The 12,571-nt window shown below is 73.7% G+C and carries 13 protein-coding genes; 6 read left to right on the forward strand and 7 right to left on the reverse strand.

Annotation, left to right across the window (positions count from 1 at the left end; genetic code table 11):
• Positions 1 to 39: 39 nt before the first annotated feature.
• Positions 40 to 1,089, forward strand: a complete 1,050-nt coding sequence (locus IE318_RS02880; protein WP_030164348.1) for an NUDIX hydrolase — start codon at positions 40 to 42, stop codon at positions 1,087 to 1,089.
• 49 nt (positions 1,090 to 1,138) lie between these two features.
• On the opposite strand, the gene IE318_RS02885 is transcribed toward IE318_RS02880, so the two are convergent.
• A complete protein-coding gene (locus tag IE318_RS02885) occupies positions 1,139 to 1,855 on the reverse strand; it encodes an MBL fold metallo-hydrolase (protein ID WP_189895932.1) in 717 nt (238 codons plus the stop codon).
• Positions 1,856 to 1,923: 68 nt separating this feature from the next.
• Positions 1,924 to 3,279 carry a dipeptidase gene (locus IE318_RS02890; protein WP_189895935.1) on the reverse strand — a complete coding sequence of 452 codons (1,356 nt, stop codon included), beginning with the start codon at positions 3,277 to 3,279 and terminating at the stop codon, positions 1,924 to 1,926.
• A gap of 216 nt (positions 3,280 to 3,495) precedes the next feature.
• Between IE318_RS02890 and IE318_RS02895 the strand changes: the two genes are divergently transcribed.
• Positions 3,496 to 4,767 carry a geranylgeranyl reductase family protein gene (locus IE318_RS02895; protein ID WP_189895937.1) on the forward strand — a complete coding sequence of 424 codons (1,272 nt, stop codon included), beginning with the start codon at positions 3,496 to 3,498 and terminating at the stop codon, positions 4,765 to 4,767.
• Between the two features lie 27 nt (positions 4,768 to 4,794).
• On the opposite strand, the gene IE318_RS02900 is transcribed toward IE318_RS02895, so the two are convergent.
• Positions 4,795 to 5,244: a nitroreductase family deazaflavin-dependent oxidoreductase gene (locus tag IE318_RS02900; protein WP_030164360.1), complete on the reverse strand. Its 450-nt coding sequence runs from the start codon at positions 5,242 to 5,244 to the stop codon at positions 4,795 to 4,797.
• Positions 5,245 to 5,376: 132 nt separating this feature from the next.
• Between IE318_RS02900 and IE318_RS02905 the strand changes: the two genes are divergently transcribed.
• The 3 genes from IE318_RS02905 to IE318_RS02915 all read left to right on the forward strand — a co-directional run bounded on the left by IE318_RS02905 (position 5,377) and on the right by IE318_RS02915 (position 8,072).
• A complete protein-coding gene (locus IE318_RS02905; RefSeq protein WP_189895939.1) occupies positions 5,377 to 6,066 on the forward strand; it encodes a TetR/AcrR family transcriptional regulator in 690 nt (229 codons plus the stop codon).
• A 111-nt stretch (positions 6,067 to 6,177) separates the two neighbouring features.
• Positions 6,178 to 7,410, forward strand: a complete 1,233-nt coding sequence (locus tag IE318_RS02910) for a sensor histidine kinase (RefSeq protein WP_189895941.1) — start codon at positions 6,178 to 6,180, stop codon at positions 7,408 to 7,410.
• A complete protein-coding gene (locus IE318_RS02915) occupies positions 7,407 to 8,072 on the forward strand; it encodes a response regulator (RefSeq protein ID WP_189895944.1) in 666 nt (221 codons plus the stop codon). The genes IE318_RS02910 and IE318_RS02915 overlap by 4 nt, the downstream gene beginning before the upstream one ends.
• Before the next feature lie 110 nt (positions 8,073 to 8,182).
• Here the strand turns inward: IE318_RS02915 and IE318_RS02920 are convergent, their stop codons facing one another.
• From IE318_RS02920 to IE318_RS02930, 3 genes are all read right to left on the reverse strand, one after another.
• A complete protein-coding gene (locus IE318_RS02920; RefSeq protein ID WP_189895947.1) occupies positions 8,183 to 8,956 on the reverse strand; it encodes a maleylpyruvate isomerase family mycothiol-dependent enzyme in 774 nt (257 codons plus the stop codon).
• Positions 8,957 to 9,064: 108 nt separating this feature from the next.
• The gene (locus tag IE318_RS02925; RefSeq protein ID WP_189896421.1) at positions 9,065 to 10,234 is read right to left on the reverse strand and encodes an MFS transporter; all 1,170 of its coding nucleotides are present in this window, start codon (positions 10,232 to 10,234) and stop codon (positions 9,065 to 9,067) included.
• A 277-nt stretch (positions 10,235 to 10,511) separates the two neighbouring features.
• Complete coding sequence (locus tag IE318_RS02930) at positions 10,512 to 11,093, reverse strand: Rv1733c family protein (RefSeq protein ID WP_444546213.1); 582 nt, start codon at positions 11,091 to 11,093, stop codon at positions 10,512 to 10,514.
• A 208-nt stretch (positions 11,094 to 11,301) separates the two neighbouring features.
• Between IE318_RS02930 and IE318_RS02935 the strand changes: the two genes are divergently transcribed.
• Entirely contained in the window at positions 11,302 to 11,682 is a 381-nt protein-coding gene (locus tag IE318_RS02935; protein ID WP_030164380.1) for a luciferase domain-containing protein, read from the forward strand.
• Positions 11,683 to 11,710: 28 nt separating this feature from the next.
• Here the strand turns inward: IE318_RS02935 and IE318_RS02940 are convergent, their stop codons facing one another.
• Positions 11,711 to 12,490, reverse strand: coding sequence for a DeoR/GlpR family DNA-binding transcription regulator (locus tag IE318_RS02940; RefSeq protein ID WP_030164383.1), 780 nt, complete (start codon positions 12,488 to 12,490; stop codon positions 11,711 to 11,713).
• Positions 12,491 to 12,571: the final 81 nt, after the last annotated feature.

Genomic DNA, 12,571 nt, shown 5'->3' on the forward strand with positions numbered 1-12,571 from the left:
GCGGGCAAGCCACAGGGGGCCAACAGAAGAGGGGGACCTGTGACCGTCGTCTGGATCAACGGCTCGTTCGGTGCGGGGAAGTCCACCACCGCACGGGAACTGATCGACCTGATCCCGAACAGCACGCTCTTCGACCCCGAGATCATCGGCGGCATGCTCACGCACCACCTCCTGCCGCCCAAGCACCTCGCCGAGGTCGGCGACTTCCAGGACCTGCCGATCTGGCGCCGGCTGGTGATCGACACGGCGGCGGCGATGCTCGCCGAGCTGGGCGGCACCCTCGTGGTTCCCATGACCCTGCTGCGTCAGGAGTACCGCGACGAGATCTTCGGCGGCCTCGCCGCCCGCCGGATCGGCGTCCGGCACGTCCTCCTCGCCCCGGCGGAAACGATCCTGCGGGAGCGGATAGCCGGCCGCGAGGTGCCACCCGACCTGCCCGACGGCGAGACGCGGACACGTCAGTGGGCCTACGACCACATCGAGCCCTACCGCGCCGCCCTCGCCTCCTGGCTGACCGCCGACGCCCACCTCGTCGACACCGGCGCCCTCACCCCGTACGAGACGGCCGTCCGCATCGCCGAGGCCGTCGGCAGCGGCGCCGTACCCGTCTGCGACATCGTGCAGACGCCGGAGCCCACCGCGGAGACCGTCGCCTCCGGCGTGCTCCTCTTCGACGAGCAGGACCGTGTGCTGCTCGTCGACCCCACCTACAAGCCCGGCTGGGAGTTCCCCGGAGGGGTCGTCGAACCCGGCGAGGCCCCGGCCCGCGCGGGGATGCGCGAGGTCGCCGAGGAGACCGGGCTGCGGCTGGACGAGGTGCCCCGGCTGCTCGTCGTCGACTGGGAACGGCCCGCGCCGCCCGCCTTCGGCGGTCTGCGGCTGCTCTTCGACGGCGGACGGCTGGACTCCGCGGCGGCCGGCCGTCTGCTGCTGCCCGGGCCCGAGCTGCGCGACTGCCGGTTCGTCACCGAGCAGGAGGCCGCCAGGCTGCTGCCGCCCGTCCGCTACGAACGGCTGCGCTGGGCGCTGCGGGCGCGTGAGCGCGGCGCGGCGGTCTACCTGGAGGCAGGTGTCCCGGTCGGCGGCTGACACCCCGGAAGCGCCCGGCGACGGTGTTCGCGAGGGGCATGCCCCCTTCTCAGCCGGGCGTCCGGTACCGGTCCGCCGATTCCCGCAGCGCCCGGCCGGCCCGTGCGGTCACCGGATCGCCGTGGCCGAAGCAGGCCATCTCCGCGTCGAGCGCGGCGAGCCGTCGGAAGGAGGCGATCGCCTGCGCCCGGTCGAGGTTGAACACGCCGAGCACGACCGCTCCGTCCACCGGCGAGGCGGCGACCGCGTCGCCGGTGAACAGCACACCGTGGGCCGGGAGATGGACGGCGATGCTGCCGTGGGTGTGACCGGGGGCGTGGACCACGCGGGCGCCGCCGCCGAAGTCGAGCACGTCGCCGTCGGACAGTTCGGTCACCTGCTTCGGGCGCGACGGCTCGCCCTCGGGCAGCTGCTCGAGGGCTCTGGCGTGGAGGGGCCGCTCCCAGTCCTCGAAGACCGGCGGCGGCCCCGGCACCTCGCCGCGGACGACCGGCGCGTCCAGGCGGTGGGCCAGCACCTCGGCCCCGCACAGTCCGGCCACCTCGGCCGCTCCGCCCGCGTGGTCCTCGTGGAAGTGGGTGAGCACGATCCGCCGTACGTCGGCGGGGTCCCGGCCCAGGGCCTTGATCGCCTCGGCGATCGGCGCGCCCGCGCCTTTCGCCCCGGCGTCCACGAGGGTCAGCTCGTCGCCGTCGCGCCAGAGGTAGGCCTGTCCCACGGGGAAGCGCAGCAGGTGAAGCCGCGGAAGGAGCTCTACGACGTCCATGCCACGACCCTAGGGAGGGCCCCCAGCGGGGTCGAGGGCCCTCTGCCGTGGGCAGAGCGGAGTGTCGCTCAGCCCGCCGCGTAGTTGCGCAGGAACAGCGCCTCGGCGACCGACAGCCGCTCGAGTTCCTCCGGAGAGACGCTCTCGTTCACGGCGTGGATCTGCGCCTCCGGCTCGCTCAGGCCGATGAGCAGGATCTCGGCCTGCGGGTAGAGTGCGGCGAGCGTGTTGCACAGCGGGATGGAGCCGCCCTGCCCGGCGTACTGCATCTCCTGGCCCGGGTAGGCGACCGCCATCGCGTCGGCCATCGCCTGGTAGGCGGGGCTCGTGGTGTCGGCGCGGAAGGCCTGGCCCTGGCCGATCTGCTCGGTGTGCACCCGGGCGCCCCACGGCGTGTGCGCCTCCAGGTGGGCCTGGAGCAGCTTGGTGGCCTCGACCGCGTCGACGCCCGGCGGCACCCGGAGGCTGATCAGCGCGCGGGCGCCGGCCTGCACGGACGGCGTGGCGCCGACGACCGGCGGGCAGTCGATGCCGAGGACCGTGACCGCCGGGCGGGCCCAGATCCGGTCGGCGACCGTGCCGGAGCCGATCAGCTCCACCCCGTCGAGCACCTTGGCGTCCTTGCGGAACTGCTCCTCGTCGTACTGAAGGCCGTCCCACGCCGAGTCGCCGTCCAGGCCGTCGACCGTCGTGGAGCCGTCCTCGGCGCGCAGCGAGTCCAGGGCGCGGACCAGCGCCGCGAGCGCGTCCGGGGCGGCGCCGCCGAACTGGCCGGAGTGCAGGTTGCCCTCGAGGGTGTCGACCTGGACGCGGACGAGGGTCATGCCGCGTAGGGTGGTGGTGACGGTGGGCAGGCCCACACGGAAGTTGCCGGCGTCGCCGATCACGACGGTGTCGGCCTTCAGGAGTTCGGGGTGCTCCTCGGCGTAGCGCTCCAGGCCGCCGGTGCCCATCTCCTCCGAGCCCTCGGCGATCACCTTGACGCTGACCGGTATGCCGCCGTTCGCCTTCAGGGCGCGCAGCGCGAGCAGGTGCATGATGACCCCGCCCTTGCAGTCGGCGCTGCCGCGTCCGTACCAGCGGCCGTCGCGCTCGGTCAGCTCGAAGGGCGGGGTGGCCCAGGCGGCCTCGTCCAGCGGCGGCTGCACGTCGTAGTGGGCGTACAGCAGGACCGTCTTCGCGCCCTCGGGGCCGGGCAGGTAGCCGTACACGGACTGGGTGCCGTCGGGGGTGTCGAGCAGTGCCACGTCGGTGAAGCCCTCGGCGCGCAGCGCGTCCGCGACCCAGTTCGCGGCGCCCTCGCTCTCGCTCTTCGGGTACTGGTCGAAGTCCGCCACCGACTTGAAGGCCACCAGTTCGGCGAGCTCCGCCTTGGCCCTGGGCATCAGGGAGGCGACGGTCTCGGCGACCGGATTCGACGACATGGGCACGCTCCTTGTGGGTGCGACGTGGTGCCGGTGCGCACCTGGGCGGTACGTCCGAGCACTTCTGTGTTCGAAGATGATCGTGTCAGCGTAGGCGCGTCCCGGTGGGCGGGGCGCATACGCAGCCGATCCTCCCACAGCGGACCCCGGCGACGGCCGCCGTAGGATGCGGGGGACAGCAGCGGCAGCCGGCTTGATCTGGAGCGGTGGACCATCGTGAGCAGCGAGAACTCTTCGGCGGACGACGTGCGGCGGGTGTGGGACGTCGTCGTGGTGGGCGCGGGACCCGCGGGGGCCTCGGCCGCCTACGCGGCGGCGGTCGCGGGACGGCGCGTGCTGCTGCTGGAGAAGGCGGAGCTGCCGCGCTACAAGACGTGCGGCGGCGGGATCATCGGCCCGTCGCGCGACTCCCTGCCGCCGGGCTTCGAGCTTCCGCTGAAGGACCGGGTGCACGCGGTGACGTTCTCGAACAACGGCCGCTTCACCCGCACCCGCCGCTCCAAGCAGATGCTGTTCGGGCTGATCAACCGGCCCGAGTTCGACCAGCAGCTGGTCGAGCACGCGCAGAAGGCGGGTGCCGAGCTGCGCACCGGCGCGACCGTGGTGCGGGTCGAGCAGCACGGCTCGGCGGTGCCGGACCGGCGCACGGTCGCCGTGGTCCTCCAGGGTGGCGAGACGGTCCTCGCGCGCGCCGTGGTCGGCGCCGACGGCAGCGCCAGCCGCATAGGCGCCCATGTCGGTGTGAAGCTGGACCAGGTGGACCTCGGCCTGGAGGCGGAGATCCCGGTGCCCGAGACCGTGGCCGAGGACTGGCGCGGACGGGTCCTGATCGACTGGGGCCCGATCCCGGGCAGTTACGGCTGGGTGTTCCCCAAGGGGGACACGCTGACGGTCGGGGTGATCTCGGCCCGCGGCGAAGGCGCCGCCACCAAGCGGTACCTGGAGGACTTCATCGCCCGCCTCGGCCTGGCCGGTTTCGAGCCGAGCATCTCCTCCGGGCACCTGACCCGCTGCCGCGCAGAGGACTCGCCGCTGTCGCGCGGACGGGTGCTGGTGTGCGGGGACGCGGCCGGGATGCTGGAGCCGTGGACGCGCGAGGGCATCTCGTTCGCGCTGCGCTCCGGGCGGCTCGCGGGCGAGTGGGCGGTGCGGATCGCCGAGGCGCACGACGCGGTGGACGCCCGCCGCCAGGCCCTGAACTACGCGTTCGCGATCAAGGCCGGGCTCGGCGTCGAGATGGCCGTCGGCCGGCGGATGCTCGCGGTCTTCGAACGCCGTCCCGGTCTCTTCCACGCGGCCCTGACCGGCTTCCGCCCCGCCTGGAGGGCGTTCAAGGAGATCACCCAGGGCTCGACCTCGCTGGGCGAGCTGGTCCGTACCCACCCTGTCGCACAGCGCGCCCTGACCGCCATGGACCGGCGGCCCTCGGCGTCGGTCACGCCCGCCGACGAGGACGAGCGGACCGCGCGGGACACGGTCGGTTCGTGAGCGGCGATCAGTCCGTGACGGTGACGGTCAGTTCGTGACCGTCACGCGGAAGACCGGGTGGTTCGGGGCGATGCGGCGCAGTTCGGCCTCGGGGGAGTCGGGGCCGACGCCGTCGAAGAAGACCCCGACCTCGGCCTTCCAGCGCTTGAGGTAGGCGCGCAGCAGCGGCGCCTTGTCGTCGTCGGCGACCTCCGTCGCGGTGAAGACCTCCACCCGCTTGCCCAGGCGCAGTTCGCCGCCGCCCGCCGCGCGCATGTTGTGCGTCCACTGGACGTGGCCGCGCGGCGCCAGCAGGTACTTCTGTCCGTCGACGGTCAGCAGGTTCACCGGGGTGGTCCGCCACTCGCCGCTCTTGCGGCCGCGCACCGCCAGGATTCGGGAACCCCAGACGCTGAGGCCGCGGCGGGCCGTCCAGGCCACCGCGCGGTTGAGGACGTTGACGGTGAACCAGCCGGGCTTGCGGACGTGTGCGGACATGACTTCCTCCCGGAAGCGGAAAGTGTGAGCGGTGCTCTCGCTTTCCTCAGTGTGGCGCAGATCGGTGCGTCAAAGCAAGAGCGGTGCTCTCTTTTGTGTGCAGTGCTCTGGAAACGTGGAACACTGTCCTCCATGAGCACCGCACGAGGCGCCCGAGCCCGGGCCAGGACGGAGATCACCGCCGCGATCAAGGACGCGGCGCGCAGACAGCTCGCCGCGGAGGGCGCGGCGAAGCTCTCGCTACGTGCCGTCGCCCGCGAACTGGGCATGGTCTCCTCCGCGCTGTACCGGTACTTCCCCAGCCGTGACGACCTGCTCACCGCTCTGATCATCGACGCCTACGACTCGCTGGGCGAGGCCGCGGAGGCCGCGCACCGCTCGGTCGCCGACACGGGGCCCCTGGAGCGCTGGACCGCCGTGTGCGAGGCGGTGCGCGGCTGGGCCCTCGCCCACCCGCACGAGTACGCCCTCATCTACGGCTCGCCCGTGCCCGGCTACACCGCGCCGGAGACGACCGTCCCGTCGGCGGCCCGCGTCGGCCTCCTCTTCATCGGCATCACCCGCGACGCCCACGAACGGGCTGCGCTGACCGCGCCCTCGGTCCCCGCCGACCTGCGCGAGGAGGCCGAGCGGATGAGAGCCGACCTCGCGCCCGACCTGCCCCCCGCGGTGGTCGCCGCCCTCATCGCCGCCTGGGCGCAGCTGTTCGGGCTGGTCGGCTTCGAGGTGTTCGGCCAGTTCCACCGGGTGGTGGAGGACCGCGCGCCGTTCTTCCGGCACGCGGCCGTCCGGCTCGCCCACGAGGTGGGCCTGAGGTTCTGACCTCCCTGTCCGGCCGCTGCGGCACGTCGGCGGCCGTACTTCCCGGGGAGTACGAGTGATCACCTCGCCGGAGTGACGCGCGGGCGGCGAGGGGCGTCTAGCGTGGCGGTCATGGAAGAGCAGCGCCTGCGCCCGGGCGGTCCGCCGCACTGGTGGCGGCACGGGCCCCCGTGGTGGTCCCGCACCGACGAGGAGGAGACGCCGGGCGCCCACTGGCCCGTCGTCTCCACCGCGCTGTTCACCGCCTTCGTGCTCATCGGCTCCCATTTCTCGGCCCACAACCAGCACGGCAACCGGGAGGCGCTCGACCCCTACGCGTACACGCTGCTGGGCGTGGCCTGCGGGCTGCTGCTGTGGCGCAAGCGGCACCCGGTGTTCGTCGCGTACGGCACGGCCGTGGCCACGCTGGCCTACTTCGCCGCCGGATATCCGTACGGCCCGGTGTTCCTGGCCGTCGCCGTGAGCTGCTTCAGCGCCGTCGTCGCCGGGCACCGCAGGGCCGCCTGGGCGTCCGTGGGCCTGCTGTGGGCCGGGCACGCGCTCATCGCGCTCTGGCTCTACCGGTGGCTGCCGCCGCCCGGCGACACCGCCTCCTCCTGGGGGCAGCAACTCGTCATCGCCACCTGGGTGGTGGCCGTCGTCGCCGTCTCCGAGCTGGGCCGGGTCCGCCGCGAGCAGTGGGCCAAGGAACGCGCCGAGCGAGCCCAGGCGGCCCGGCGGCGCGCCGACGCCGAACGGCTGCGCATCGCCCGCGAACTCCACGACGTCCTCGCCCACAGCATCTCCGTCATCAACGTGCAGGCGGGCGTCGGCCTCGCGCTCCTGGACACCGACCCGGAGCAGGCGCGCACCGCGCTGACCACCATCAAGGCCGCCAGCAAGGAGGCACTGGGGGAGGTGCGCCAGGTGCTCGACACCCTGCGCGCCCCCGGCGCCGCCCCGCGCGCCCCGGCGCCCGGCCTGGGCCGGCTGCCCGAACTCGTGGACCAGGCGGCGAGAGCCGGCCTCACTGTCGAGGTGGAGGGCTCCCCACCCCGGCTGCCGCCCGGCACCGACCTCGCCGCCTTCCGCATCGTGCAGGAGGCCCTCACCAACGTCGTACGGCACTCGGGCTCCCGGAACGCGCGCGTGCGCCTCGACCACGACGGCGACACGCTGAGGCTGCGCATCGACGACGACGGCCCGGCGACCGGCGCGGACGCGGGCGGCAGCGGCAACGGCCTGGCCGGGATGCGTGAGCGGGCCGCCGCGCTCGGTGGCACCATCGACGCGGGCCCGCGCCCCGACGGCGGCTGGCGGGTGCTCGCCGAGCTGCCGCTGACGATCAAGGAGGAGGACCGGTGATCCGCGTGACTCTCGCCGACGACCAGTCACTGGTGCGGGCCGGCTTCAGGGCACTGCTCGACGCGCAGCCGGACATCGAGGTCGCCGGGGAGGCCGCCGACGGCGAGGAGGCCCTGCGCATGGTGCGCGAACTGCGCCCCGACGTGGTGCTGATGGACATCCGCATGCCGGCGCTGGACGGCCTGGCCGCGACCCGCCGCATCACCGAGGACCCCGGCCTGAAGGACGTCAAGGTGGTCATGCTCACCACCTTCGAACTCGACGAGTACGTCTTCGAGGCGATCCGCTCGGGCGCCTCCGGCTTCCTGGTCAAGGACACCGAACCCGATGAACTTCTGCGCGCGGTACGGGCGGTGGTCGGCGGCGACGCCCTGCTGTCCCCCGGAGTCACCCGGCGGCTGATCGCCGAGTTCGCGGCCCGCTCCAAGGAGCCCGCCACCGCCGACGCCCTCGCCCGGCTCACCGAGCGCGAACGCGAGGTCATGACCCTGGTCGGTATCGGCCTGTCCAACGAGGAGATCGCCCGCCGTCTGGTGGTCAGCCCGCTCACCGCGAAGACCCACGTCAGCCGCACCATGGTGAAGCTCGGCGCCCGTGACCGGGCCCAACTGGTCGTCCTGGCCTACGAGTCGGGGCTGGTCAGGCCCGGCTGGCTGGGCTGAGGCAGCCGCACGCCCGCTGCGAGCCGCACGCCCGCCGGACCGGACTCGGAACCCGGACCGGGCTCGGAACCCGGACCGGGCTCGGTCCCGGACCGTCGTCCGGCCCGGACTCAGCCGATCGCCGAGGTCTCCCGCCACAGCGCGACGAGCGAACCGTCGCCCGTCACGTGCGGCACCGGGACCCGGTTCCACAGCGCCAGGTACAGCAGGTCGGCCGGACCGGAGAGTTCGGCGTCGGGCGCCGCGGAGGCGTCCCGGACCGTGACCGGTGGACCGTCCGAGAGCCGTACGGTCCACACCGCGTCCGCGCTGCCGGCCGTGTCCGCGCCGTCAGTCGTGCCCGTGGCGCGCACCCGGAGCACGCGCGGCTCGGGGGTGCGGACCCGGCTCCTGGAGCGGGCGTGGAAGCCGCGCAGCAGCTCGTCGATGCCGTCGACGGCGAACTCGCCCTCGATCGTGGTCGGCGCGGCGCCGCGCGCCTGCTCCGCGTCGTAGCGGTGGACGGCCGTCTCGTGCGCCTGCCGCCGGGTCCAGAAGGCCAGGGGCGACGGTGGCTCCTGGGGCGCGGGGTGGAACGTCCAGCACTCCACGTCGGCCGGCGCCCCGGCCAGGATGTCCACGAGTCGCCGGTGGCTGTCCCGGTACCAGGCCACCAGCTCGGTGCCGTCGAGCTCGGGCGGGTCCCCGATGGGGCGCGGTGACGTGTGCCCGTCGGCGACGAAGGCGGCGGCCCACTCGTGCACCGCGCCCGTGTGCCCCAGCAGGTCCCGTACCCGCCAGCCCGGACACGTCGGCACGACGGCGTCGGTCCCCGCCTCCTCGGCCGCGGCGGCCAGCAGACGGCCCTCCCGATCCAGCGCCTGAAGGAACTCGGCAGTCTTCATGGGGGAAGTCTGCCGGACGGATCGCGCCGGTGAGCGCAGAGACTGCCGGGTGGGACACGCCGTACGGCACCGGAGCGGCGCGTGCGGGCGAGCGGGGGCCGTCGTCGGTCACCCGCCGGTCGACCGCCTGGTGGTGAATCCGACCGCCGCGGCGACCGCGGCCAGGACGGCGACGCTGGTGAGCGCGGCCGGCAGGGAGAGCCAGTCGGCCATGAATCCGATGGCCGGGGGGCCGACGAGCATGCCGCCGTAGCCGAGTGTGGAGGCGACCGCGACACCGCTCGGACCGGCCAGGGCGCCGGCGCGTTCCACGGCGACCGGGAAGAGGTTGGCGAGCCCGACCCCCGTGACGGCGAAGCCGAGCAGTGCCGCCCACACCGACGGCGCGAGACAGCCGAGCAGCATGCCGGCCGCGGCGGTGGAACCCCCGGCCACGATCGTGCGGGTGCGGCCCAGCCGCTGGAGGAGGGTGCTGCCGGTCAGCCGCCCGACCGTCATCGCCAGGGCGAAACAGGAGTAGCCGGCCGCCGCGACACCCGGCGAGGCGCCCAGGTCCTGCTGGAAGTGGAGCGCGCCCCAGTCGGCCATGGCCCCTTCGCCGTAGGCCGTGCACAGCGCGATGAGGCCCAGGACGACGACGACACCGCGGGTACGGCCGTCCAGGCGCCGCGGATGCGGCGGCTCCGACCGGTCCTGCGCCCGCTCGGCCGGTCGCGGCGGCGGCTGCCGCAGGAGCGTGCGCCCGGCGACGGCGGTGACGAGCAGGCCGATCACCGTCAGGCACAGCAGATGGCGGGTGGGGGTCAGGTGCCCGGCCACGAATCCGCCGACTCCGGCTCCCACCATGCCGCCGAGGCTGAAGGCCGCGTGGAAGCTCGGCATGATCGGCCGCCGCAGCGCGGCCACCAGGTCGACGGCCGCGCTGTTGAAGGCGACGTTGATGCCGCCGTACGCGGCACCGAAGACCAGCAGGACCGCGCCCAGCGCCCAGGCGGAGTGGGTGAGCGGGGGCAGAGCGACGCTGAGGGAGAGAAGGACGGCGCAGACGACGGTGACCGGATGGCTGCCGTACCGGCGGCACAGGCGGCCGGTGAGGGTCATGGTGACGACGGCCCCGGCGGACACCCCGAGAAGGGCGAGACCGAGCGCCCCGGTGGAGGCGTGGGTCTGGTGCTTGACGGCCGGGATGCGGACCACCCAGCCGGCGAAGACGAAGCCGTCCAGGGCGAAGAAGGCGGTCAGGGCGGCGCGGAGTCGTGTGAGGGCGTTGTCCGGCACGGCGTTGTGCGGACGGACTTTGTTTAGAAGCGGCACAAAGTCAGGCTAGGTACGGGACGGGCCGGGGACAAGGGGTGAGTTGCGTGAGGCTGCGGCCGGCCCGTCGGGGCAGCGGGCGTGGGGCATGGCGCCGCCGGGTGTGCACGGTGCTGTGACGCGGATCTGCGCGCGGGCCGCAGGCGCCGACGGGCGTGGACAGCGCTGTGACGCGGATCTTCGTGCGGGGCACCGCGACCGACGGGCGTCGGCCGTGCTGAAGGCGGCTCTGCCGGGGCCGTCAGCCCGTCTTGCGGCCCCACCAGGTGTCCACCCGGGCCCACTCCTCGGCCCACTGGTCGAAGCGGCGGCGGTCGAGCCGGCTCTGGATCAACTTGGCGCCGCCGATGACGAGGCCGGCCGTGGCGGCGCCCGCCCACAGCCCGCCCAGCCCGGACTGGAAGGCGGTGTCGGCCGTGGAGGCGGGCGGCGACGTCAGCGTGCCGTGCCCGTTCGTCCACACCGTGACATGGGAGCCGGGCGTCGCGGAGGCCGGGACCCTGGCCCGGTCCGTGTGCGTCGAGCCGTCCGGTTCGCTCCAGCGCACCGTCCCCCACGCCAGGGCGCTGCTCGTCGGCCGGGCGGAACCCTGCGCCGCCTCGTGGGTGAGGACGGCCGACACGGGCCGGCTCTGCTCGCGCACCCGTTGCGCGCTCTGCTGCATGGCGCTCGCCGTCAGCACCCCCGCCAGCAGTCCGCCCGCCAGGGCGAGGGCCCAGGCGACGAGAAGGATCCACGCCTCCACGACATCACTGGTCCGCCTGAGTGGACTGCGCCGCCACCGCCACAGCCAGACTCCCGCACGACGTGTCACCTTCGACACCCCCTCGTGCCCACCTACGGCCCTTAATCCAAGTGTGCCCCCAGAAGCGATCAGAGGCTCCTGGTGCCGCCGGAAATGCGGGTCACCGGAGACCAGGAGCCGGAAGGGCCGGAGTGGATCGGACGGCACGCCGTCGCTTTTGGACACGGATCGGTTAAGGCTCGCTCACGCATCGGTTGCCGTGCGGTGAGCGCGCCATGATGGGACCATGACGCTCGCGGCGCGTGCCCTCGCCCAACTGGCCACCTGGCCCGACCTGATGGAAGCGGCCCCGAGCTGCGGCACCGGGCAGGCGCTCAGCTCGGCGCACGGGGAGATCGCCCACTTCCACTCCGGCCGGGACGTCGATCTCCACCTCACCGACCGGGCCATACGCCGTCTCGCGGGCGACCTGAAGCGCTTCGCCGCCATCCGCGTCGTACCGGGCTCGTCCTGGGTGACGATCCGCCTGGACGCGTCGGCCGACGTCGATCTCCTCCTGTCGCTGACGAGCGTGGCGCTCAAGGCCCACCAGAGCGGTCCCGCCGAGGACCGTGCGGTGCCCTCCGGCTGCAACGACGGCCGCGGTGTGGGCTTCCTGCGCACCTGACGCCGTGCCCTCACCAGCAGGGGCGTCCTCAGACGGTGAGGACCCGGATGCCCGCCTCCTCGAACCGGCGCACCGTCTCCTTCCCTGCCGCCGAGTCCGTGACCAGGGTGTCCACCGACTCGGCCGGGCAGATGCGCGCGAAGGCTCGCCCGCCCAGCTTGCTGGAGTCCGCGGCGACGACCACGCGTGCGGCGCGTTCGCACAGCAGCCGGTTGATGGCCGCCTCCGCCTCGTCGTTGGCCGCCGCGCCGTGGGTGACGTCGAAGGCGACCACGCCGAGGACCGCCACGTCGATCGTGATCTGGCCGAGCACCCCGTCCGCCAGCGGGCCGATGAGCTCGTACGACTGCGGGCGCGCGACCCCACCGGTCACCACGATCTTGAACTGGGGCCGTACGGCGAGCTCGTTGGCGATGTTGAGCGCGTTCGTCACCACCGTCAGGGCCGGGGAGCCGGAGGCCAGGTCGCCGCGCACGGCCAGCGCGCGGGCCACCTCCGTCGTCGTCGTGCCGCCGGTCAGGCCCACCGCCTCGCCGGGTGCGACCAGGTCCGCCACGGCCTTGGCGATCCGCTGCTTCTCGGAGGCGCGGCGGGCCGTCTTGTAGCGCAGGGGCAGTTCGTAGGAGACGCCGTGCACGACCGCGCCACCCCGGGTGCGGACCAGCATCTGCTGCTCGGCGAGCTGGTCGAAGTCGCGCCGGATCGTCGCGGCGGACACCCCCAGCTCGGCCGCCGCCTCCTCGACCTCCAGCCGGCCGCGCTCGACGAGCAGCTCCAGCAGCGACTTCCACCGGGCATCGCGCGACATCCGCGGCCTCCGTTCCTCGACCCTCCGTGACCCTAGCGCACCCGACTCGGGGCCAAATGCTTGATTCTGCTCGAAAATCAC

Origin of the sequence: Streptomyces spiralis (genome assembly GCF_014654675.1) — a bacterium.
Lineage (GTDB): Bacteria > Actinomycetota > Actinomycetes > Streptomycetales > Streptomycetaceae > Streptomyces > Streptomyces spiralis.

What these genes read in the sequence shown, in the direction of transcription:
- IE318_RS02890 (WP_189895935.1), bottom strand. Translation starts at nt 3,279, where the DNA reads ATGTCGTCGAATCCGGTCGCCGAGACCGTCGCCTCCCTGATGCCCAGG.
- IE318_RS02920 (WP_189895947.1), bottom strand. Translation starts at nt 8,956, where the DNA reads ATGAAGACTGCCGAGTTCCTTCAGGCGCTGGATCGGGAGGGCCGTCTG.
- IE318_RS02885 (WP_189895932.1), bottom strand. Translation starts at nt 1,855, where the DNA reads ATGGACGTCGTAGAGCTCCTTCCGCGGCTTCACCTGCTGCGCTTCCCC.
- IE318_RS02900 (WP_030164360.1), bottom strand. Translation starts at nt 5,244, where the DNA reads ATGTCCGCACACGTCCGCAAGCCCGGCTGGTTCACCGTCAACGTCCTC.
- IE318_RS02935 (WP_030164380.1), top strand. Translation starts at nt 11,302, where the DNA reads ATGACGCTCGCGGCGCGTGCCCTCGCCCAACTGGCCACCTGGCCCGAC.
- IE318_RS02905 (WP_189895939.1), top strand. Translation starts at nt 5,377, where the DNA reads ATGAGCACCGCACGAGGCGCCCGAGCCCGGGCCAGGACGGAGATCACC.
- IE318_RS02940 (WP_030164383.1), bottom strand. Translation starts at nt 12,490, where the DNA reads ATGTCGCGCGATGCCCGGTGGAAGTCGCTGCTGGAGCTGCTCGTCGAG.
- IE318_RS02910 (WP_189895941.1), top strand. Translation starts at nt 6,178, where the DNA reads ATGGAAGAGCAGCGCCTGCGCCCGGGCGGTCCGCCGCACTGGTGGCGG.